Raw genomic sequence first — 20432 nt, 5'->3', positions numbered from 1 at the left:
CGAGCCGATACTTTTGGCATTTCAGTCGAATACTCTTTTAAGGGGCCATCCGATATGACAGACTATAAAGCATTGTACCAAAAATTTCTAAACCAAAACTGCTCAGCTGAAGAAGCAGAAATGCTTCTTGATTACTTCCGCACTCAACAAGGCGACACCGACATGGTTAAATTTATTGAAGCAGCATTAGAAAAACAAACTCCGCCGATATTGACAGCACAGGATGAAATTTCTGTTGACAACAACGAGCTGCGCATCATGCAGGCCATCCAACCTAAAAAACCAGGCATTAGCCTGCTAAAGTGGTATGCTGCTGCCGCTGTAATATTGATCACTCTAGGCACCTGGCTATATACCAATCAACAATTTAACGCACCTGTTAACCAAAGTTCGTCTCTGGAAATTCCCCCGGGAAAAATTGGGGCAACCTTAACACTTGCAAACGGAAAAAAAATCAGGTTGTCGGATGCGAGGAATGGGCAACTGGCAAAAGAATCAGGAATAAGCATCAGCAAAACTGCTGACGGACAAGTGATCTATGATTTACAAACTAAAACCTCAGATTATACTGAATTGAATACAGCGTCACAATACAACACTTTAAGTACATCCAAAGGTGAAACCTATCAGTTGCGTTTACCCGATGGTTCAAAAATCTGGCTCAATGCCGCATCCAGTTTAACTTATAATGCCGGCCTTTATGAGCGTGGAAAGCGCAGTGTAAGCCTTGAGGGTGAAGCATACTTTGAGATCGCTAAAGATAAAGCTCACCCCTTCTTTGTAAAAACAAACAAACAGGAAATTAAAGTGCTGGGCACACATTTTAACGTAATGAGTTATATAGATGAAAGCATCGCAAAAACCAGCCTGGTAGAAGGATCTGTTGATGTAAACAACAATATACTTAAACCTGGGCAACAGGCACAGACCAACATCTATACCACTATTACCGATGTCAACACAGAAGATGCCATTGCCTGGAAAAACGGTCTTTTTGTATTCAGAAATGAAAATATTCAATCCATTATGAAAAAAATCAGCCGCTGGTATGATGTCGATGTAGCGTTTAAGGATAAAAATATACTGAACAAAAATTTTGGAGGAACCTTTTCAAGGTTTGAGCATGTATCAGACATGCTGCATACGATGGAGCTCACTGGAGTAATCCATTTTAAAATAGAAGGAAGGAGGATTATTGTAATGCAATAAAACTTACCGGAACCAAATGCTTAGAAATTCCGGAAGTGTTACGACCACTCCCGGAAAAAATGACTAAGCGCTAAATGACCATTTAACTAACCAAATATCGATTAATCAAGAACCAAATGTATAAAATTTGTAACGGATTTGCATGCGGCAACCCCAGCTGTATGAAGACAAAATTTCTGCTCGTCATGAAACTTACCCTCGTTTTATTGGTAGCCGCCTCCCTGCAGTTTGCACATGCCAAAAGTTTTGCTCAAAACATAAGTTTAGATAAAAAGAACATTACCATAGAGGAAGCTTTAATTGAAGTGCAAAAACAAACGGGCTACAACTTTTTCTTCCCGCAGGAGATGATGGCCAAAGCCAGGCCCTTTAATATTTCAGTATCCAACCGGCCACTCAGACAAGTATTGGATATCTGTTTCAGAGATCAGCCCATATCTTATTTCATTGACCGCAAAACGATTGTTGTTTTAGCCCCGAAAATAGATTCACAACCGGAAGCCCGGCAAAATGCAGTAACCGGTAAAGTTTCGGATAGCAAGGGCATGCCATTACCAGGAGTAAGCGTCACGCTAAAAGGCACAAACAAGGTAACTTTAACCAATACTGAGGGTATGTACAGCATTGCTGTGCCCGATCAAAATGGCATACTGGTTTTCAGTTCAATTGGCTTTTCTGTACAGGAAATCCAAGTTAACAGCCGGGTTACCATCAATGTTACCTTAACAGAAAGATCTGCAGCCCTGGAAGAAGTTGTGGTTATTGGCTACGGTACCACTACCCGCAGCGACCTAACCGGCTCTATCTCTCAAATTAAAACAAAGGAAATCAATGCCTTTCCTAATGCCAATGTGCTGCAGGCCCTTGCCGGCCGGGCCCCGGGTGTGCAGATCAGGCAGGGTTCCGGCGCGCCAGGTGCATCCAGCACAGTAAGGATCAGGGGCGGAAACTCAATTCTTGGTGGCAACGAGCCCTTATATGTCATTGATGGTTTTCCTATAAATGGCAATCCAACACACATTAACAATTCGGACATTGAGAGTGTGGAAATACTTAAAGACGCATCTGCTACGGCCATTTACGGATCCCGGGGGGCCAATGGCGTAGTGCTGATCACTACCAGGAAAGGCAAAGCAGGACTTACAGCAGTAAATTTTGAAACCAGCTACGGCACACAGCGCCTGATCAAAAAGCTCGATCTGATGAATGCAAAGGAGTACGCAATCTTTTATAATGAACAGCGGACAAATTCCAATCTTACCCCATACTTTTCCCAGGCCGATATAGATGGCTTTGGTGAAGGCTTTGACTGGCAGGACTTTGTTTTTCAGCAGGCACCGATCAGTAATTCTGCACTCAATGTTAGCGGAGGGAATGATAAAACCCAATTTTCGATTTCCGGCAGCATATACGGGCAAAATGGTATCGTAAAAGGAAGCGATTACAACAGGTACTCTCTTTCGTCCAGCATCGATCATCAGATCAGCAATAAGTTTAGTGTGAGTTTTTCCAGCACACTGTCCCGGTTAATTACGGCCAGAAAAGACAGCGGCGGAGGCAACAGGGGAAACACCATGATATCGGCGGCAGTTTCGGCTCCTCCAACCTTAACCCCATTCAACGATGACGGATCGTACCGGGTATTGTCTACCGCTTATCCTTTCATCGCAACAGATCTCAGAAACCCAATCAACTTCATCAACGAACAAAATAGTTCAATCAAAGCCAATGTGGTATTGGCAAATGCGGCCATCAAGTACAACATCACACCAGGCCTGATGTTAAAAATAGCCGGCGGACTCGAAAACCGGGATGAGCGGACAGATGTATATACCTCTACTAAATTTTTTAACTCATTGGGCTCGGCAAATGTAACTGCAGGCCAATTCACGAGCTTACTCAACGAAAATACCTTAAATTATAATAAAACACTCAATCAGCATAAACTCTCGGCTGTACTGGGTTTCACCTACCAGGATTTTCTGAACACTGGTGTTTCTGCTGGTGGAACCGGGTTTTTAAGCGATATTTTTGAGACCAATAATCTTGGTGCCGCTGCCAATATCAATGTTCCCGGCTCAAGTTACATCAAATCGGTATTGCTTTCCTACCTTGGAAGAGTCAATTACAATTTTGATGACCGTTACCTTGCTACGGTGAGTTTAAGGAGGGATGGCTCTTCACGCTATTCGGAAGGCTCTAAATGGGGATATTTCCCATCCGGAGCATTGGCATGGCGGGCCTCTAATGAAGCATTTCTGAAAGATAACCCCGTAATCTCCAACCTAAAATTGCGTACCAGCTGGGGCTTAACCGGCAGCCAGGCCATAGATCCCTACAGAACATTGAACACGCTTTATCCTGGCCGTACCATTTTTAATGATGGCTTTGTTAACACCTTCTCTCCCGGGACGGAGCTGGCAGGCGACCTGAAATGGGAAACCACCGAGCAACTGGACGTCGGAGTAGACCTTGGCATTTTCAATAACAGGATCTTATTAACAGCAGATTACTATGTTAAAAACACAAGAGATTTGTTGAGCACCGTAACCCTTCCCTCCTCTCTTGGTTATACCACCACCATACAGAATGTAGGACAGATCAAAAATTCCGGCTTTGAGCTGAGCCTGGAAACCCAACCCCTGAAAGGGCCTTTTTCATGGAACCTTAACGCCAATATTGCTTTCAACAAAAGTAAGGTCATCAAGCTTTACCGTGGTGAAGACCTGCTAAGGGACAACATCAGTTTAGTGGTGATCAACGATGTGACCAGCATTCTAAGAGAAGGCCAGCCTGTAGGTGCCTTCTGGGGATATCTTGAAGATGGATATGATGCCAACGGGGCCATCATTTTCAGGGATACGGATAACGATGGTAGCATTACACAAAACGACAAAACCTATATCGGAGACCCAAACCCTAAATTCACCTACGGCTTAAACTCGACAATGACTTACAAAAACTTCGAGCTTAATTTATTTTTCCAGGGTATTCAGGGCAACGACATATTCAACGCAAGCTCCATCACCAACACGCTCGATTACGGATTTGGCCTGAACATGACCCAAGATGTTTTCGATAACCGATGGACACCACAAAACACCAATGCAAAATATCCACGCGTAAGCAACAATACTGCCGTTAGGGTATCCAATCGTCTGATAGAAGACGGTTCCTACCTCCGCCTGAAAAATATTATGCTCGCTTATACCCTACCGGTTGAGGCGCTAAAGATCGGCTGGGCCAAAAGCCTGCAGGTTTACCTGAGCGGCCAGAACCTCTTCACCAAAACAAACTATTCCTGGTGGGATCCGGAAACCAACTTCAGATTAGATTATCACAGCTATCCAAACGCCAAATCAGTAAACTTCGGTCTCAGGGCGGGATTCTAATGAACAAATAAAAAATTGAATGATGTTAAAATATTGAATGATGAAAAATTTATTTATTGGCATGATCGCCTTAATCATACTCGCCACTTCCTGCAAAGATGTACTGGAAGAAAAACCAAAGTCGCTTGCCGTGGAAGTGTTTTACAATACACCTGCAGAAGTAGAGACAGGCGTTAACGCCATCTATTCTCCATTGAGGACTGTTATTCCAGAATACACGGCTACACTGGAATGCATGTCTGACCTGTCTTATGGCAGGGGGACCTGGGAGCCCTTGAGCCTATACCAGGGATTTAACGATGCCAATATTACCCGTGTGATCCCATTCTGGAACGGATTTTATACCGCAATCAGGAATGCCAACCTGGTCATCAAAAACGCACCATTGGGGACAAACATCAGTAAGGCAGATGTTGACAAATACCTGGGCGAATCGAAATTTTTAAGGGCCTTATCTTATTTTCAACTGGTCAGGAACTGGGGTGCTGTGCCCCTAAGAACAGAAGCCAATATGACCCAAAGAGATCTGGCAAAAAGCAGTACAGTTGAAATCTACGATTTTATCGTAGCCGATCTGATCGCCGCGGAAGCTACTTTACCAGACAATCCTGCCGCTGCAGGCAGGCCAACCAAATGGGCAGCCAAAGCACTTCTGGCAGATGTATATCTGCAAATTGGTAAATTCAGCGATGCCGCAGCCAAATCCAATGAAGTGATCCAGTCTAACAAATACACGTTGGTAAGGGTCAACTCCATAGCAGATATACAAAACAACATCTACGGCCCTACGCTTCTAACCAGTACAGAAGAGGTTTTTTATTTCAAATATTCCCGCCTGGCCAACGAGGGAAATTATTTTCTGTTCATCGTTAACCACCCAAGTACCGGCCTGTACAATATCACCGGGGCCTATGCGGTATACAGCGACAAGACCAACCCGATCTATGTAAACTGGAACAATAATGATCTGCGGAAATCTCTGTTTAACAACGTTAATTTTGGCCTTGGAGCCAATACCCTGCTCACGGCAAAATTTTCGGATAAAGCCGCCATCAGCAACCGGGGAGCTGGCAATGACCATCCCCTATATCGCTATGCCGACGTACTGCTGATCTATGCCGAAGCTGCCAGCAAAGCGGAAAACACCGTGAGTGCCGCTGCCTTGGAAGCCCTCAACAAAGTGAGAAGAAGAGCCTATAAATTTGATCCGGCTGTACCCTCAAGTGCAGACTATACCAGCGCCGACTATGCAACTATACCATTTGTTGATCTGGTAATGAAAGAAAGGGTATATGAATTTTCTTTTGAAGGTAAACGCTGGCTGGAGTTAAAAAGGACAGGTAGGGCCCAGGAATTCATTTCTGCTGCCAAAAACAAGACCATAGCTACAAAGCACCTGCTATGGCCTATACCTGTTGGAGAGCTGAACTATAATGAAGCCCTGGATCCGGCAAAAGATCAGAACCCGGGCTATTAATAAGCAAAGAACACATAATGATGCGAAATACACTTATGATCCTGCTGCTATTTATCTTTAACAGCAGCAGCGCGGAAACCAATTATGAAATCGTAGTATATGGTGCTACCCCATCAGGTATTGCGGCGGCTGTGGCCGCCGCAAGGGAAGGAAAAAAAGTTGCCCTCATAGAGCCGTTAAACATTGTCGGCGGAATGATGAGTGGCGGTCTTTCTTTTAGCGACTCCAACCAAATGGCCCGGGAATCACTGGGAGGGATCTTTGAAGAGATACACTTGCGTATAGCGGACAACTATAAAAAAAAGGGAGTTACCCTGCCCTATGACGTAATGGTTAAGGACAACAGAAAGTGGATGTATGAACCTCACGTGGCGGAAAAAGTATTTAATGATATGCTCAAAGAAGCAGGGGTTACAATCGTGCTCCGGGAAACCCTGAAATCTGCAAAAAAGAATGGCTCCAACATCACAGCCATCAAAACCTATTCAGGCAAAACCTACGCTGCTAAAGTATTCATTGACGCCAGTTATGAAGGCGACTTGCTCGCTGCAGCAGGGGTAAAATACCGTATTGGCCGTGAGGGCAGAGAAGAATTTGGCGAATCCCTGGCTGGTGCCATCTATCCAAAAGATAAGGTTGCTGTAAAGGCCACTACAGAAAACGGAAAACTGTTGCCGCTGATCAACAGCAGAAAACTGAGCCCGGAAGGTGCTGGTGACCATCGCATTATGACCTATAGTTTTCGCCTTTGCCTCTCGTCTGACCCAGACAACCGGGTGCCATTTACTAAACCGGCCAGCTACAACCCCAGGCAGTTCGAGATATTTAGTGCCTACTATAAAGCCAACCCAGCAGTAAGAACACCTATTGATTTTTACCCCATTCCCGGCAATAAATTTGATGGCAATAACGGCATTGCCCTACAACTCTCTTCCGGCCTGGTAGGCGAAAATTACAAGTATCCTGAAGCCAGGCCAAAAAAACGGCAGAAGATCTGGGATGCACATCAACAGTTCACCGAGGGATTGCTCTATTTTCTGCAAAATGATGAAAGTATGCCAGTAGCGATCCGTAAACAAATGAGCAGCTTAGGCTATGCTAAGGACGAATTTGCCAATACCAGTCATTTTCCGCCCGTGCTATATGTCAGAGAAGGCAGAAGAATGCTTGGCACCTATTTTCTTACCCAGTCAGATATCCTTACCAATGTCAATAAAGAAGATGTGATAGGTATCAGTTCATTCCCTATCGATTCGCACGATTGTCAAAGGATTGCTACTGCTGATGGTGGTTTCATCAACGAAGGCACCATATTTCCCGCACATGTAAAAGGGCGGTACATTGGTCAGCCCCATCAGATTCCCTACAGGGCCATTACACCCAAACCAGCAGAATGCACCAATCTGCTTGTCCCCGTATGCGTATCTTCCACCCATGTCGCATTTTCGTCCATACGGGTAGAACCCACGTGGATTGTGCTGGGCCAGAGTGCCGGAATTGCAGCAGCAATGGCAGTAGAGCAGGCCGTCAATGTTCAGGACATTTCTTATCCAGCTTTAGCCCAACGTTTAAAAACACAAAAACAAATCCTTAACTTACCTCAGCTGCCTGTTAAATAATTTAATGATATGACATTAAAGATCATTATAAAACACCTGGTACTAGGCGGGTTGTTGCTTTTTCCTGTATGGACCAAGGCAATCCCACCCTGCAAAGTGATCAACATGAGGTGCGAATATTTAACCAATCCTTTAGGTGTGGATATTGCCCAGCCCCGGCTCAGCTGGCAGCTATCCGATGTCCGCAGGGATGCCCGGCAAACCGCCTATCAGATCTATGTAGGAACCGACGCTGCTGAGGTAGCCAATGGCAACGGCAATGCCTGGATTTCTCCTAAAACATTCTCGGCAACAAATCTGGTTAAATATGATGGCAAAGTACTGGAACCATTTACCCGCTACTATTGGCGGGTACAGATCTGGGATAAGGAAAACAAATCCATAATGGCCGGCACGCTGGGAGAATTTGAAACAGGGATGAGATCGGGCACCAACTGGAAAGGCTCCTGGATATCCGATAATCAGGATGTAGAATTAAAACCCGCTCCATACTTCAGAAAAACCTTCAGTACCGACAAAAAAATAAAATCTGCGCGGGCCTTTATCGCCGCCGCGGGCTTGTACGAATTGAGCATCAACGGGCAGAAAGTGGGCAATCATAGTCTGGATCCGGTCTACACCCGGTTTGACAGGAGGGTTGTTTATGTAACGCATGACGTAACCAGCTACCTCAACGACAATGAAAATGCCATTGGTGTGCTCCTGGGTAATGGGTGGTACAACCATCAGTCTACCGCAGTCTGGTATTTTGACAAAGCGCCCTGGCGCAACAGGCCAGCTTTTTGTATGGATTTGCGGATCACTTACAACGATGGTTCAGTGAGTACCATCTCGACTGACAGAAACTGGAAAACATCGCTCAGCCCGGTTATTTTCAATAGTATATATACCGCAGAGCATTACGATGCCCGATTGGAGCAAACCGGTTGGGATAGTCCTGGCTTTAACGATACCAAATGGAAAAATGCCATTTACAGATCGGCCCCCGCACCAAAAATTGTTTCCCAAATGCTCCATCCGATCCGGCAGACCAAAAAACTGCCCGCCAGCATGCGCAAAGTCAATGACAGTACATATGTCTTTAACATCGGGCAAAACATATCCGGCGTATCACAACTTACCGTCAGCGGCAAACGCGGCACTGTCATCCGGATCAAACATGGCGAACGCCTCAACAAGGAGGGCCTGGTAGATCTGTCCAATATAGATTATCATTTCCGTCCAACAGATGATAAAGACCCTTTCCAGACTGATATATTTATTTTGAGTGGCATTGGAAAAGAAAGTTTCATGCCCCGCTTCAACTATAAGGGCTTTCAATACGTTGAAATAACCAGTAGCAAACCCATCCGGCTAAACGACCAAAGCCTTACTGCTTATTTCATGCATAGTGATGTGCCCGCAAATGGGCAGATCCAGTCTTCTAACCCTACAATTGACAAGATCTGGAAGGCCACCAATCAATCTTATCTATCCAATTTATTTGGCTATCCTACGGATTGTCCGCAGCGGGAAAAAAACGGATGGACCGGTGATGCCCATATTGCCATTGAAACTGGATTGTATAATTTTGATGGCATTACCATCTATGAAAAGTGGATGGCCGACCACCGCGATGAGCAGCAGCCAAATGGCATTTTGCCAGCCATCATCCCCACGGCTGGCTGGGGCTATGAATGGGCAAACGGCCCGGACTGGACCAGTACCATTGCGATCATACCCTGGAACATTTACCTCTTCTATGGAGATACCACTATCCTGGCCGACAACTATCAGAACATCAAATTGTATGTAGACCATCTGGACGAAATCAGTCCGACAGGACTTACCGGCTGGGGCCTTGGCGATTGGGTACCGGTAAAATCCAAATCTTCCGTAGAGCTTACCTCTTCTATTTATTTTTTTGTAGATGCAGATATTTTAGCCCGGACCGCAAAACTATTGAACCGGACAGCAGATTTTGACAAATACAGTGCCCTGGCCGGCAAAATAAAGAACGCCATCAACAATAAGTATCTGGACAGGAAAACCTTCATCTACGGAAGCGGCACCCAGACAGAGCTCAGTACAGCGTTGTATTGGGGCCTTGTGCCAGAGGAGTTCATACCACAGGTAGCGGCCAACCTGGCCAAAAAAGTACAAGCTGACCGCGTACAACTGGATGTAGGTCTGCTGGGCACTAAAACCATTCTAAACGCATTGAGTGAAAACGGTTATGCCGATCTGGCCTACCAGCTTGCCGCCAGGGAAACTTATCCCTCCTGGGGATGGTGGATTAAAAACGGCGCCACTACCCTTTATGAAAACTGGAATATCGAAGCAAAAAGAGACATCTCGCTCAATCACATTATGTTTGGCGAAATTGGCGCCTGGTTGTACAAAGGCCTGGGTGGCATTAGGCCAGATCCACAGGTGCCCGGTTTTAAACACATACGGATAGCACCTCATTTCGTCACAGGCCTGGATCATTTCTCTGCAAGCTATAACTCTCCCTACGGAACCATTACATCCGGATGGAAACGTTCAGGAAAAAAGATCAGCTATCGCCTAACCATTCCACCTGGTACTACTGCTACGGTAAACCTGCCAAATAGTAAAAATCAGCAATGGTACATGGATGGCAAGAGGGTCAGCAGTCTAAAAACCAGTGTTGAGACCGGTTCTTACCTGTTTGAGTCGAATTAAGCAAGCTCTAGCAGTCTATCTATAAAATGCAAATAACCTCATCCCTACAATACACAATCCAAATACAGCAATAACAATCCCAATATAAACCCAAAGCTTTGCCGGCTCTTTTTTCTTGATTTTACTTTCATGCTTAACTTCATGTTTTACCCCGACTGTCAGCCGACCGGATTTAGCCAGATCTGTTTGTTCTTTGATTTGCGCAACCTGGTAAAAACCACTGTCAGTCCAATAAGTAAATACCTGAGTTTCTTTATTGGCGTTTTTCAACATCAGCATATTGGCTTCCAATTGCTTTGATGTGGATTTGCTTTCCTTATTGCCGGTTATGGTTGTTTTTTTAAACAAGCCACAGCCTGCAAATACCAGGACAAGGTAAAACAAGAGTAGAATATATAATATATATACCGGTTTCATTTTACACCTCCTTTCCCAATCCAGTCCGCATAACAGCGAATGGTTCTAAAATGCCGTGTTCTGGCATAAACTCCATCCCCTTCCCTGCTTCCCGGCAAGCTGGTATTGGCTTCAATGGTGTGTATCCAGTCACCTTTTATCTGCGAAACGAAACCACAATGCGCTATTCTTTTAAGTGCCGGAAAATAGATGCCAAAAACATTGCCCGGAGCGGCTGTTTTAACCAGAAGCTTTGCTGGAAATAAAGCCGGCGACCAGGCTGTTCTTGGCCGATCATATCCGGCTTTTTTGAAAACCCAGGATATGAATGCAGCGCAATATGGATGACCTTTGGGTAATCCAACTGCTGCCAGATATTCTTCAATACGCTTGCCGTCGTTATGCCCTGTAGCTTCGCGAACACCCACCTCCGCGCGGGCTATATTGAGCACTAACAAATTGCGCTCAGGCATCCGACCGCTGCTAACAACAATAAACAAAATGATGCAAAGTAAAATCCTAATTGCCTCCATGATTCCATTTTTTTAAACTGTACAACCATATTGCCCAATGTGGGCAAACCCAAACTCATCCAAAACCGCTGTAAAAGCCACCAGCATAATCCGGTAACGATCAGAAAACAGATCAGGCTCAACAGGACCAGCAACCAGATATTCGGATCAACATAGCCAACCGTCGGATCGGAACGCATTAGCCAATGCTGTAACAAGGGCCACAACAACAGTAAACCAAGCAGTACATATCCGACGTAACTACGTCCGCTGGTCTTAATAAATCTATTGGCGAACAGGTTCCTTTCCGAAACCTCATCCTTTACTATTTTTAATGTATTCATCTTTTTCAATTTTAATTTAACATTTTTAGATCTCTAAGCCTGTACTGAATTGATTTCAGTATCGCTTTGCTTCCCTCGAGATGACAATTGCGACTAGAGATGACGATTGTAATAAGAAGGCTGCTCAGGCTGTGTTTGCCTTTACACGTCATATGCCATATCCGCCCAGGTCAAATCCAACAACCCAAACAGCCTTCCGTTAATTCAACTTACAGTACCAGGAACTCGCCTACGTAATACGTATCAGATACCAGTTTCTTTTTGACAACCGAACTGAAGCTGATGTATGCATGAACTTCATCTCCACTGTAGTCGCCAGGCAAGAGCAAGTTGTAACCCAAAGCCGAACGCGCAGCTGCTCCCTGCAAAACAACAAAACTGTCTTTTACCGGATTGTAAACCATCACATTGGCCCTGTCTGTTGCATCTTTGTACTTTCCATCCGGCACCGTATTTAACCAGATGAAATCAATACGGGCAGCTATAGTAACAGCCACTTCAATAGCATTGGCCAGCAAAAGTTTTCCACGATTCATTTTCAATTTGGTGTAATCGATGGTAAAATTGGGTGCAACACCGGTAATTGCTTCACGCAGGTGATAGGACACAGCCTCATTCATCGGGCTTGTAGAACCATTTCCTGAACCAAAGCCCAGATCAATAATGCCACCTATACGTGCTAAAAAACCCGTAACCAAACCAAATTTAAACCGCTGGTTAATCTGCGCTTGTGTAGCGGGCTTGTTGCTTACCCTGGGCAAGCCCCGGATTACATCGAGGTTGCGCCAATACGCTCCGACGACGCTGCCGGTTTTTTTCCGAAATCCACCTAGGATCCCTTGTCTGATTATTCCCATAATTTTAAGGATTAAAAGATTAATAATTCTGTTTATTACATCATCTGCTTAGCCCGTTTACAATCGTCACTATAAACCTGATTTCAGCATAACCACCAGCTCGTCAGCCATTGGTTATTTGTAAATGATGAAACAAAGGGAAATAAAACCAAAAGCTTTTGGCAGTACCCCAGGGTACGGTACTCCCCAGGGTAAAAAGGCAAAAAACATAGCCCATTTGCAGCAAACCCAATGAAATTTTAATTAAAATTTCTATGAGCTTAAGCCAGACCAAACTCTTCATCCAGTAATTTCAGCATCCTGACCAACACTACTCTTACCGCTTTAGCCGTAGTTTGCACTACCTGTTTATATTTCGTGCTGATGCTATTGGTCGAAATTACCCCGTTGCCAATCCCAGGTGTTTTAAATTGATTGGCCAGCAATAACAGCAATCGATTTTTAGAACCGGCTTCAATAACCCCAGCTTTAACCAGCAGCTTAAAAAAATAGGCCAATGCATCTACAGAAAATGTTACCGGTATATGGTAAACGATGGGTATGGTCTTACCAGTTAAAACACGATGAGCCGTTGTCGTATCCCCTTTTAATTTATTCGCCAGGTATTTGATCTCCGCTTTAATGTAGGCCGAAAGCAGAGCTTTGATCCCATCATTTTTAGGGCTAAACGCACAAGTTTTTTGCTGCTGCCAGCCCCTAAACTGTTTTTGATAGGCAAACAACAATTCCTGTTGTTCCCGCACTTTAAAGGTTTCTGTCAGCTGTTTCTGAATTTCCTTTTTATAATAGGCAGTATGTGCAGCCGTGTTCAGGTTATTGTAAAACAGATATTCCCTTAAACGCTCATTAATTTCGTCATGCCCGCTGATCTGGCATAGAAGGTTCAGCGATTCCTGAAGCCCTTTCATATAAGCCAGCCGGTAATAGGTACAGTTGCCAGCTTTCATAAAATCAGAAAGGCTCCCTTCTATCAGACGTTGCAGATTTTTGTCAACGTTCTTGCCCCTCAAAGCAGCGAACATAGGGTTCATATCCGCTTCAATTTCCAAAACAGCTTTCGCATAGCTGCCTGCAGGAATCACCAGATCGAGGTTAAAAAATTGGTTATGGTGGTTTTCTATATGGAGCAATATATCTTCCAGGCATTTCAGTACAGCAGTTTGCAGTACGCTAAGTATTTTGGTCATTTCACGGTACCCCTCCAGGGTATTGATCAGGAAAATACTTTCGTTTTGGATTTGCCTGAAATGCCTGTTTACCAGCCGGTCGGATACCGGACTGAACACCATAAAGTTCATTATGCAATACAGTTCCTTTGTTATTTTTGGTAAATCGTTTAGCCAGTTCTCTATCGTATTAAGGTCCATAGCATCCGCTGCCGGATCAAGATCATAAACCACCAGGTTATGGAGGGTTGTAGTAGTATGCGTTTTCATGGCGCTATCCTCCCCATATATATGCTGTCTGCAACTTTTTTTCTGTCTAATGAAACCACACTGAGGTAAACCTCTAGCGAAACACCCACCAGCTGAGGGTTAAACTTAAAGCTATACTGTTCATCTGCCCTGTTTGCATAGCCAATAAAGCCATCAGCAATTTGAAGCTCCGGGCTATATAGTACCAGCATCAGCTGATCATTGTAACTGGCATGAGTACCCGTATTGGGCAGCCAGCTAATTTCCAGCGTGTCTGGATCTGACAAACTCAGCAAAGGGTCTTTTAGCTGAGGAAGGCTGCCCTTACTGATGACCACTTTGGGATAATCTATTACAAAATTGGGATAAGCACCAGAAATAACCTGAAGGTAATTTGCAGAGAATGCTGCAGCAATGGCTGTTTTTCCAACCGCGTAGTTGTGAAAACCGACCGATACAAAAGGATGAAATGGTACCAGCCAGTTGTTGCCGAATTTGAACTTTGCCTCATTGGCAATTTGTGCCGATGTCCGGGCTTTCTTTATTTCACCCTGCTTAGGGCGTTCCCGTAAATATGGAATGCCATTCCAGATTCCACCGACAAGGGGGCCAAGCTTCCCTGAGATAGCCCCAAAGATTCCATTTTTTAATTTTGCCATAATATTTGATATTTAAATGTTTAAAAATTAATGAACTGGTATTGTGGGTTATTGATTTTAGCTGTACCTGATGTTGGTTCGCCATCTTGCTTAAATACAGCCTTCATGGCCATTCTATAGGTGTACAGACCTAGCAAACAGGCAGGTAACAGGCAGCCAACACCTAGTTTACAGGTAGTAGAGATACGCCGGAACAGGGCCATTCGGTGGATTTGATGCTGTGCATTCATATAAATTGATTTTTCAGCCTTTGACAGTATTATCTGCAGCTTTAAGCCAAATGTAAATGCCTTGAAAATGGCGCATGTCGCAATAGGACGCTTACGTCGTAAAGCGTCGCATTTGTCGTTCTTGTCGTTTTATTGTAGGATGTTGTCATTGAGGTAAACAATGATTATATTGAATTCAATTAATCAAATATCAACCAACTGCCAGTTGGGTTCCGTAAAGGTTAGGAGACCATTACGCTACGCGCCACTTTTTCTGTTGCGGTTTTAACCAACCATGACATGGGACGATTATGTATTTATCCCCAGGAAGCAGCGCGGCTGTTGCGCCTTAGCGAACGACAGGCACAACGGCTCTTTAAAACAATCCGGGAGGAATTGAATAAGAAAAAGCATCAGGCCATTACTGTAAAAGAATTTAGCGAATATAAAGGTCTTGATGAAGCCGAGGTCCAGCTTGCTTTGGATGCATTGTGTAAATAGATCAGGTCCGGCTGCAGCGCAGCCGGACCCGTTACTTTTTCAATTCCTCTTCAATGTAAATCTGTAAAGCCAGGCATAAAGCTGTAATCAAGGCAACACCTGATAGCAGCGTTACCATAACCTCAAACATTGCTGCCTGGATTTTCGACTATTCCAGATTTAATCAGGCTTTTCTTTTTTACCGGGCCATACCATATTTCAAACCTATTGGTCTTTTTCCTGGCTATATCCAGCACTAAGTGATTGCTCAATACAATGGTAAAACCTCTTTTTCTGTTCACCTTTGTACTTACAATTGACTTTTTGGAAGCAAGGTAATCTCGGGTTATCCGAAAAAAATAATCATTTTGCTGCCCCTCTTCAATTTTATCGAGAGGCTCCTTTAAAACACTCTGGCTACCATCCAAATGCCGTAGGTAAACATGATTGTCTTCTCTCCAAAAATAAGCAATATCTTCATATGCCACCGGAGTAAATCCATAACCAAAAGGAACATTATAAGTTCCCGAAGGTTGTTCTTCCGGCGTTTCCAGGTGCCCTTCTACCATTTCCAAAGGTGCTTCGGGCGGATCATCGAACACATTCAACGCTGCCTTATATGTCATAAGACCATAATGCACCCCATAGATCGCATTCAGCAGAAGCACTGCCATAAATAATTGTCTGCCAGGGAATATTCTTGGCAAAATTTTAAATACAGTTAAAATATAAAACACTAAAAAGTATAAGAGCAGTGGCAATACTCCACCTAAAATCAACTGCATCAAAAGTCTGTTTTTAAAATCATCCCTCCAACTATGTTTTTTATCCAGACGAATGGTAATGTATTGGATTAGGAATATAAGGAGGAATGAAAGATAGAATTGAATAAGAAAACTCCTGATGAACCAATATGACTTAAGCATCAAAAGTGTGCCCCTTAAAGTAGATGGAAAGGTTATGGTAATGGTAAGCAAAAGGGCAAATACCATTAAAGCAAAAAAACTGAAATAGGTAATTTCAGTTTGAGGTGATTCGTGTCCAGGTTTTCCTACATTTAGGTGTTCTTCTTCTTTCATTTTCAGTTTTCCATAATTCTATACTCAAATTGAGAATTGTCGTGCCTTATCTGGAGGCCTGGCACTACCATCTCCAATCAAGAGAAAAAATAATAAGGTAGTTAGAACAAATTTAACAAAAAAAGAAAAATTACACTCCAGTAAAAAAGTACATTTCGCATAAATAGTTGGGCATTTCATACAAAAATTGATTCACAGATCTTTTCTTTTGATCAGATTGGCTATAGTTTTATCCCAAATTTATTTTAACTGAAAACATATGCGATACCTGCTAAAGCACATCAATCCGATATTTTTCTCCTTTCTGCTGCTGATCATATTGCTTGGCTTTATATGGGCCATTAAAACTGATCAGAAACCTTTCCCTTGCGGCCAGCAAATTCCTGAAGAACAGATGGAGGCGTTGGGCCGGCAGGGTATTAAAGAAGTGAATATTTATTTAAACCACAAGGGCAGTTGTAATGAATGCTTTGAACTGAGAGAATTGCTTTTAAAAAAGCTTAAAAAAAAGAGGATTATCATTAAATGAATTGAATAGATGAAACACCGGATAGATGAAACGAAACACGAGACCCTGGAGCGAATGTTAAATAAACGCGTGCTTCCTGCATTAGAGCAAATTGTAAAAACCATCCCTGCAGGATTTGAAAAAGCATTGAGACAAACCTGCAAAATCCTGATCGGGGTGTGTCAGCAAAACTATGAAGAAGAGGGTCCCGCTAACGAAGGACAATTGTTGCTACTAGACAGTGGTATCACCCGCAGTTATTATTACGATGATAAAAACAGCAAAGAACGGACCTCCCGGATCAGTAAAAGAAACGACCTTATCATCGATATCCATAGCTTCCTTCATGGAACTGCCCGGTTAAACAACGTTCAGGTACTTGAAAGTGGTAGGGCTCTTAGTATCAGCTATACCAATCTGAAAACCCTACTCGATGATTTTAAGGAAATGCATGCCGTGTCATTATATCTCCAGGCAGAACGGGAAAGGGAATCTGCACACTACCAGCATCTTTTGAAAGTTCCGCTTGATGAACGGGTAGCGCTATATCTTAAGGATAATCCGGGCTTGCCATCAAGAATTAACAATGATTATATTGCCCAATTACTTGACATCGACAGGTCAAATTTCAGCTCTTCTCATACCAGATACCGCGTAAAGCAGGCTGAGGAATCAGCGAATGTTCAGGATTAGACTGATCAATCCTAGGCTTCTGTCTATATTTTCTTTTAACCATACATTCGAGCCAATACTCCAGAGTACACTGTAGCTCCGGTACATCAGCGTTATAGTAATCGGCCCGATCCAACTCCTTTAAAGCCCTGCTTATTTTTAGATCCATTATTCGCTTTCCCTTTACCAATTGTTAAGGAGACAAAATTGTGCAGAATGGTGGGATAGTAGTGTTGTATTTACAACAAGTATCTGTTGCCTGCACAACATAAACGTGTTGTATTCACTACTTGAAAGTGTTGTAAGCACAACAGCTGCTCCGGGGCATTTGAACTACGTTTGCTTATCTAATACGGAAAGAATTATGAAGAATATGTATCTAAAATCTCGCCTCTTCTGGACGGCGCTAGCCGGAGCAGGAAATAAGCATGCTAGCGGAAGGAGGTAATTACAATTAAACCATTTATAAATGATATAGAACAAAAGTATATGGAAAATAACCTGATCACCTATTCTGTAAAATCCGAAGGTCATAACACCAACGAGATCTATGCTTTTTTTGATAGTCAGAAAAAAGCAGAAGAATTTCTGGGCAAGTTTAGAGTAACACCAGCACTGAAAATTACAAGACATTTTCTAAATCCAAATGTTTCAGATCATAAAGACCAGGGTGCATTTTGTGTGCTGTTGCACAATACCGGAAAACATTCTTATGATCTGGATTTTTATAAGCTGATCTGTTCCGTTTTACAAGCCAAAACAGAAGAATATATACTGGAGTTCCTTAAAGCAGGGGATGGCAAATATGATGCAATAAGCCTGGTGCTTTATGCCACCAGCCGTACAGAAGCAATAAAAGAAGCGATAGTAATCTGGGATGTGGTGACAAAGGCGGGAGAATGGCAGCTGGCGCTGTTGATTGAAAAGGAAACGAATGTAGTGGTAGGAACAGGCGAGATATATGATAAAATGTAAAAAAAATGGAAACTACACCAAAGCGAAAAACTCGAACGCGAGTGCTATTAAAAAACATCACCATAAATATTATTTGCTATTCATTTGCGCTGCTTTACTTATATGCTGCAACGAATAAGCTCATAGCGTTTGACGATTTGCAATTACAAATGAGCAAATCGCCGATCATTACTGATTTTGCGCCGTTTCTCGTATGGTTCGTACCAGCTCTTGAAATCCTCATCGCTATGCTGTTTTTTATTGGACTTTTTATTGAAAGAACAATTTTACTGGGTTTGTATGCCGCATTTACTTTGATGTGTTTCTTTACCGTGTATATCGTAGCGATCATATCCTTCAGCGATTCGGTTCCTTGTTCCTGCGGGGGCATAATTGAAGAATTTTCCTGGCAGGAACATTTGGTATTTAATGTCGTGTTCATTGTGTTGGGCGTGGTCGGGATTGTTTTGCAGAAAAAATTTTAGAAACAAAGACCCAATAGGGGTACAAGATATTCTTTGGCCAATTTGAATCGGGAGTTGCTGAAAACCCGTGATCCATAGTAAGCGATTAAAATTATAAAAATACAAATTATGAAAAAGTTATTTTTCGCAGCCTTGCTGGCAACAGCAGGCATTGGGGGAGCATTTGGTCAGGCTTACTTCCCTTCTGGTTCAAACAGTCGCACAATCATTTGTGATGACACGCAACAAAACTGTGCTACCAAATACAATGTGAGCACTGCCTATACTGTTCCTTTTTCTTCAGGAAATCAGGGACTGGCAGGAACAGTTGTTGACCTCAGCTTTTTAGAAGCTGAGTTGTAAAAACCAAACGGGCCATTCCTATAACGGGGGTGGTCCGTATTTTAAATTTATCGATATGAAAAAGAGCTTATTATTTATCACTGGTATTTTTTTAATATGCGGCGTGTTTTTGTTTGTATACAGCTTAAACAATCGTAGCCATGGCCAGAATGGCTTTACAAGGGATATCAGGGATTTGCAATTGAAGATGGGGCCGGTGTTGGCATTCCCTACTTCCAAATTTCACCTTGCGGGAATCTCTGAGACACAGGTATACCTCCAAAATTTAAACCATCCCCAATTTGGTTTATTTAGTACGGATTACGCGCTGTCGGCGCTGAATGAAATAGCGCTCCACTTGCCCGGGGATTTTAGTGTAAAGCATAGAAAAATAAATATGGGTGTGATTAACGACACTACCATTTATGTATTGAGCAGCCAGCGTGCTGAATTGATACTGATCAATACAGGAACCGGACAGCGCCAGGAGTTTAAAATTCCGGGAATTTATTTTGACCGGACTGCTTTTGTAGCTAAAGGACAGATGATGGGAAGGTATGTTCAGATTATAAAAGATGCGATGAAGATAGATCTGGTAAGGTTGAATTATGAAAAAGCTGGCATTGACCGTACATATACATTAAAGCGGGAACCAGAGGAAGTTTTTAGTAACGATGGACGGCTGGAACGTGATCCTGATGGTTCCAGGTTTTTTTATACCTATTATTACAGAGGTGAATTTTTATGTCTGGATTCCAATTTATCCCTTTTATACAAAGGGAAAACTATAGATACTACTACCGCCAGCATCCAGCTATCGAAAAGTATGGCTAGTACAAATGGTAAAAATGAAATAGCGCTGACCCAGAGTAAGCCGCCAAAAACAGTAAACCGTTATTCCTGTGTTTTTCAAAACCGTTTTTATCTCTGCTCGGCTAAAATAGCTGATTATGAAAACATGCAGCAATTTAATGCAAATCATGTGATCGATGTATATGCTGCAGATAATGGAACCTACCGGTATAGTTTTTACATACCTAAATACAGAGGGGAGAAGATGCGTGATTTTAGTGTACGCAAGGATTGCATTTTTGTGCTCTACAGGAATTGTATGGTAAAATACCGGCTAGACAGTTTGCCTGCCTAACCGGTAGATTGA

20 protein-coding genes are annotated in these 20432 nt (G+C 43.1%); 12 read left to right on the top strand and 8 right to left on the bottom strand.

From position 1 onward, the window contains the following. The first annotated feature begins 54 nt into the window (after positions 1 to 54). The 5 genes from HDC92_RS08895 (at position 55) to HDC92_RS08875 (ending at position 10382) form a co-directional block, all read left to right on the top strand. The gene (locus HDC92_RS08895) at positions 55 to 1209 is read left to right on the top strand and encodes a FecR family protein (protein WP_183873917.1); all 1155 of its coding nucleotides are present in this window, start codon (positions 55 to 57) and stop codon (positions 1207 to 1209) included. A 161-nt stretch (positions 1210 to 1370) separates the two neighbouring features. After that, entirely contained in the window at positions 1371 to 4601 is a 3231-nt protein-coding gene (locus HDC92_RS08890) for a SusC/RagA family TonB-linked outer membrane protein (protein ID WP_255484492.1), read from the top strand. 37 nt (positions 4602 to 4638) lie between these two features. Beyond that, positions 4639 to 6078: a RagB/SusD family nutrient uptake outer membrane protein gene (locus tag HDC92_RS08885; protein WP_221270939.1), complete on the top strand. Its 1440-nt coding sequence runs from the start codon at positions 4639 to 4641 to the stop codon at positions 6076 to 6078. Positions 6079 to 6095: 17 nt separating this feature from the next. Continuing rightward, a complete protein-coding gene (locus tag HDC92_RS08880; protein WP_255484491.1) occupies positions 6096 to 7697 on the top strand; it encodes an FAD-dependent oxidoreductase in 1602 nt (533 codons plus the stop codon). A gap of 9 nt (positions 7698 to 7706) precedes the next feature. Beyond that, on the top strand, positions 7707 to 10382 hold the full coding sequence (locus HDC92_RS08875) for a glycoside hydrolase family 78 protein (RefSeq protein WP_183873915.1): 2676 nt from the start codon (positions 7707 to 7709) through the stop codon (positions 10380 to 10382). A 15-nt stretch (positions 10383 to 10397) separates the two neighbouring features. On the opposite strand, the gene HDC92_RS08870 is transcribed toward HDC92_RS08875, so the two are convergent. From HDC92_RS08870 to HDC92_RS08840, 7 genes are all read right to left on the bottom strand, one after another. After that, the gene (locus HDC92_RS08870) at positions 10398 to 10766 is read right to left on the bottom strand and encodes a hypothetical protein (protein ID WP_183873913.1); all 369 of its coding nucleotides are present in this window, start codon (positions 10764 to 10766) and stop codon (positions 10398 to 10400) included. 29 nt (positions 10767 to 10795) lie between these two features. Next, positions 10796 to 11251: a peptidoglycan-binding protein gene (locus tag HDC92_RS08865; RefSeq protein WP_183873911.1), complete on the bottom strand. Its 456-nt coding sequence runs from the start codon at positions 11249 to 11251 to the stop codon at positions 10796 to 10798. Next, positions 11230 to 11634 carry a hypothetical protein gene (locus HDC92_RS08860; RefSeq protein WP_183873909.1) on the bottom strand — a complete coding sequence of 135 codons (405 nt, stop codon included), beginning with the start codon at positions 11632 to 11634 and terminating at the stop codon, positions 11230 to 11232. The genes HDC92_RS08865 and HDC92_RS08860 overlap by 22 nt, the downstream gene beginning before the upstream one ends. A gap of 209 nt (positions 11635 to 11843) precedes the next feature. Further along, positions 11844 to 12491 carry a DUF6266 family protein gene (locus tag HDC92_RS08855; RefSeq protein ID WP_183873907.1) on the bottom strand — a complete coding sequence of 216 codons (648 nt, stop codon included), beginning with the start codon at positions 12489 to 12491 and terminating at the stop codon, positions 11844 to 11846. A 260-nt stretch (positions 12492 to 12751) separates the two neighbouring features. After that, positions 12752 to 13927 (bottom strand): hypothetical protein, encoded by a 1176-nt coding sequence (locus HDC92_RS08850; RefSeq protein ID WP_183873905.1) that lies wholly within the window; start codon positions 13925 to 13927, stop codon positions 12752 to 12754. Beyond that, positions 13924 to 14565 (bottom strand): DUF6266 family protein, encoded by a 642-nt coding sequence (locus HDC92_RS08845; protein WP_183873904.1) that lies wholly within the window; start codon positions 14563 to 14565, stop codon positions 13924 to 13926. Before HDC92_RS08845 ends, HDC92_RS08850 begins: the two co-directional genes overlap by 4 nt. 20 nt (positions 14566 to 14585) lie before the next feature. Next, positions 14586 to 14795 carry a hypothetical protein gene (locus HDC92_RS08840; RefSeq protein WP_183873902.1) on the bottom strand — a complete coding sequence of 70 codons (210 nt, stop codon included), beginning with the start codon at positions 14793 to 14795 and terminating at the stop codon, positions 14586 to 14588. A 279-nt stretch (positions 14796 to 15074) separates the two neighbouring features. On the opposite strand from HDC92_RS08840, the gene HDC92_RS08835 reads away from it, so the two are divergent. Next, positions 15075 to 15275, top strand: a complete 201-nt coding sequence (locus HDC92_RS08835) for a hypothetical protein (RefSeq protein WP_183873900.1) — start codon at positions 15075 to 15077, stop codon at positions 15273 to 15275. Between the two features lie 122 nt (positions 15276 to 15397). Here the strand turns inward: HDC92_RS08835 and HDC92_RS08830 are convergent, their stop codons facing one another. Continuing rightward, positions 15398 to 16333, bottom strand: coding sequence for a LytTR family DNA-binding domain-containing protein (locus HDC92_RS08830; RefSeq protein WP_183873898.1), 936 nt, complete (start codon positions 16331 to 16333; stop codon positions 15398 to 15400). Positions 16334 to 16592: 259 nt separating this feature from the next. Here HDC92_RS08830 and HDC92_RS08825 point away from each other — a divergent pair, with 259 nt between their 5' ends. The 6 genes from HDC92_RS08825 (at position 16593) to HDC92_RS08800 (ending at position 20420) form a co-directional block, all read left to right on the top strand. Continuing rightward, positions 16593 to 16862 carry a hypothetical protein gene (locus HDC92_RS08825; RefSeq protein ID WP_183873896.1) on the top strand — a complete coding sequence of 90 codons (270 nt, stop codon included), beginning with the start codon at positions 16593 to 16595 and terminating at the stop codon, positions 16860 to 16862. 9 nt (positions 16863 to 16871) lie between these two features. After that, a complete protein-coding gene (locus HDC92_RS08820) occupies positions 16872 to 17534 on the top strand; it encodes a Crp/Fnr family transcriptional regulator (RefSeq protein WP_183873894.1) in 663 nt (220 codons plus the stop codon). Between the two features lie 468 nt (positions 17535 to 18002). Next, on the top strand, positions 18003 to 18488 hold the full coding sequence (locus HDC92_RS08815; protein WP_183873892.1) for a hypothetical protein: 486 nt from the start codon (positions 18003 to 18005) through the stop codon (positions 18486 to 18488). Between the two features lie 5 nt (positions 18489 to 18493). Further along, positions 18494 to 18952, top strand: coding sequence for a MauE/DoxX family redox-associated membrane protein (locus HDC92_RS08810; RefSeq protein ID WP_183873890.1), 459 nt, complete (start codon positions 18494 to 18496; stop codon positions 18950 to 18952). Between the two features lie 108 nt (positions 18953 to 19060). Then, a complete protein-coding gene (locus HDC92_RS08805) occupies positions 19061 to 19294 on the top strand; it encodes a hypothetical protein (protein WP_183873888.1) in 234 nt (77 codons plus the stop codon). A 55-nt stretch (positions 19295 to 19349) separates the two neighbouring features. After that, positions 19350 to 20420 (top strand): hypothetical protein, encoded by a 1071-nt coding sequence (locus HDC92_RS08800; protein WP_183873886.1) that lies wholly within the window; start codon positions 19350 to 19352, stop codon positions 20418 to 20420. The last annotated feature ends 12 nt before the right edge of the window (positions 20421 to 20432 follow it).

Origin of the sequence: Pedobacter sp. AK017, assembly GCF_014200825.1 — a bacterium.
Lineage (GTDB): Bacteria > Bacteroidota > Bacteroidia > Sphingobacteriales > Sphingobacteriaceae > Pedobacter > Pedobacter heparinus.
The sequence above is the reverse complement of the archived record's forward strand: the minus strand, read 5'-3'. Positions and strand labels throughout refer to the sequence as shown.

Coding starts and splice junctions, on each gene's coding strand:
- HDC92_RS08895 (WP_183873917.1), top strand. CDS start 55: ATGACAGACTATAAAGCATTGTACCAAAAATTTCTAAACCAAAACTGC.
- HDC92_RS08890 (WP_255484492.1), top strand. CDS start 1,371: ATGAAGACAAAATTTCTGCTCGTCATGAAACTTACCCTCGTTTTATTG.
- HDC92_RS08885 (WP_221270939.1), top strand. CDS start 4,639: ATGATGAAAAATTTATTTATTGGCATGATCGCCTTAATCATACTCGCC.
- HDC92_RS08880 (WP_255484491.1), top strand. CDS start 6,096: ATGATGCGAAATACACTTATGATCCTGCTGCTATTTATCTTTAACAGC.
- HDC92_RS08875 (WP_183873915.1), top strand. CDS start 7,707: ATGACATTAAAGATCATTATAAAACACCTGGTACTAGGCGGGTTGTTG.
- HDC92_RS08865 (WP_183873911.1), bottom strand. CDS start 11,251: ATGCCTGAGCGCAATTTGTTAGTGCTCAATATAGCCCGCGCGGAGGTG.
- HDC92_RS08860 (WP_183873909.1), bottom strand. CDS start 11,634: ATGAATACATTAAAAATAGTAAAGGATGAGGTTTCGGAAAGGAACCTG.
- HDC92_RS08855 (WP_183873907.1), bottom strand. CDS start 12,491: ATGGGAATAATCAGACAAGGGATCCTAGGTGGATTTCGGAAAAAAACC.
- HDC92_RS08850 (WP_183873905.1), bottom strand. CDS start 13,927: ATGAAAACGCATACTACTACAACCCTCCATAACCTGGTGGTTTATGAT.
- HDC92_RS08845 (WP_183873904.1), bottom strand. CDS start 14,565: ATGGCAAAATTAAAAAATGGAATCTTTGGGGCTATCTCAGGGAAGCTT.
- HDC92_RS08840 (WP_183873902.1), bottom strand. CDS start 14,795: ATGAATGCACAGCATCAAATCCACCGAATGGCCCTGTTCCGGCGTATC.
- HDC92_RS08835 (WP_183873900.1), top strand. CDS start 15,075: ATGGGACGATTATGTATTTATCCCCAGGAAGCAGCGCGGCTGTTGCGC.
- HDC92_RS08830 (WP_183873898.1), bottom strand. CDS start 16,333: ATGAAAGAAGAAGAACACCTAAATGTAGGAAAACCTGGACACGAATCA.
- HDC92_RS08825 (WP_183873896.1), top strand. CDS start 16,593: ATGCGATACCTGCTAAAGCACATCAATCCGATATTTTTCTCCTTTCTG.
- HDC92_RS08820 (WP_183873894.1), top strand. CDS start 16,872: ATGAAACACCGGATAGATGAAACGAAACACGAGACCCTGGAGCGAATG.
- HDC92_RS08815 (WP_183873892.1), top strand. CDS start 18,003: ATGGAAAATAACCTGATCACCTATTCTGTAAAATCCGAAGGTCATAAC.
- HDC92_RS08810 (WP_183873890.1), top strand. CDS start 18,494: ATGGAAACTACACCAAAGCGAAAAACTCGAACGCGAGTGCTATTAAAA.
- HDC92_RS08805 (WP_183873888.1), top strand. CDS start 19,061: ATGAAAAAGTTATTTTTCGCAGCCTTGCTGGCAACAGCAGGCATTGGG.
- HDC92_RS08800 (WP_183873886.1), top strand. CDS start 19,350: ATGAAAAAGAGCTTATTATTTATCACTGGTATTTTTTTAATATGCGGC.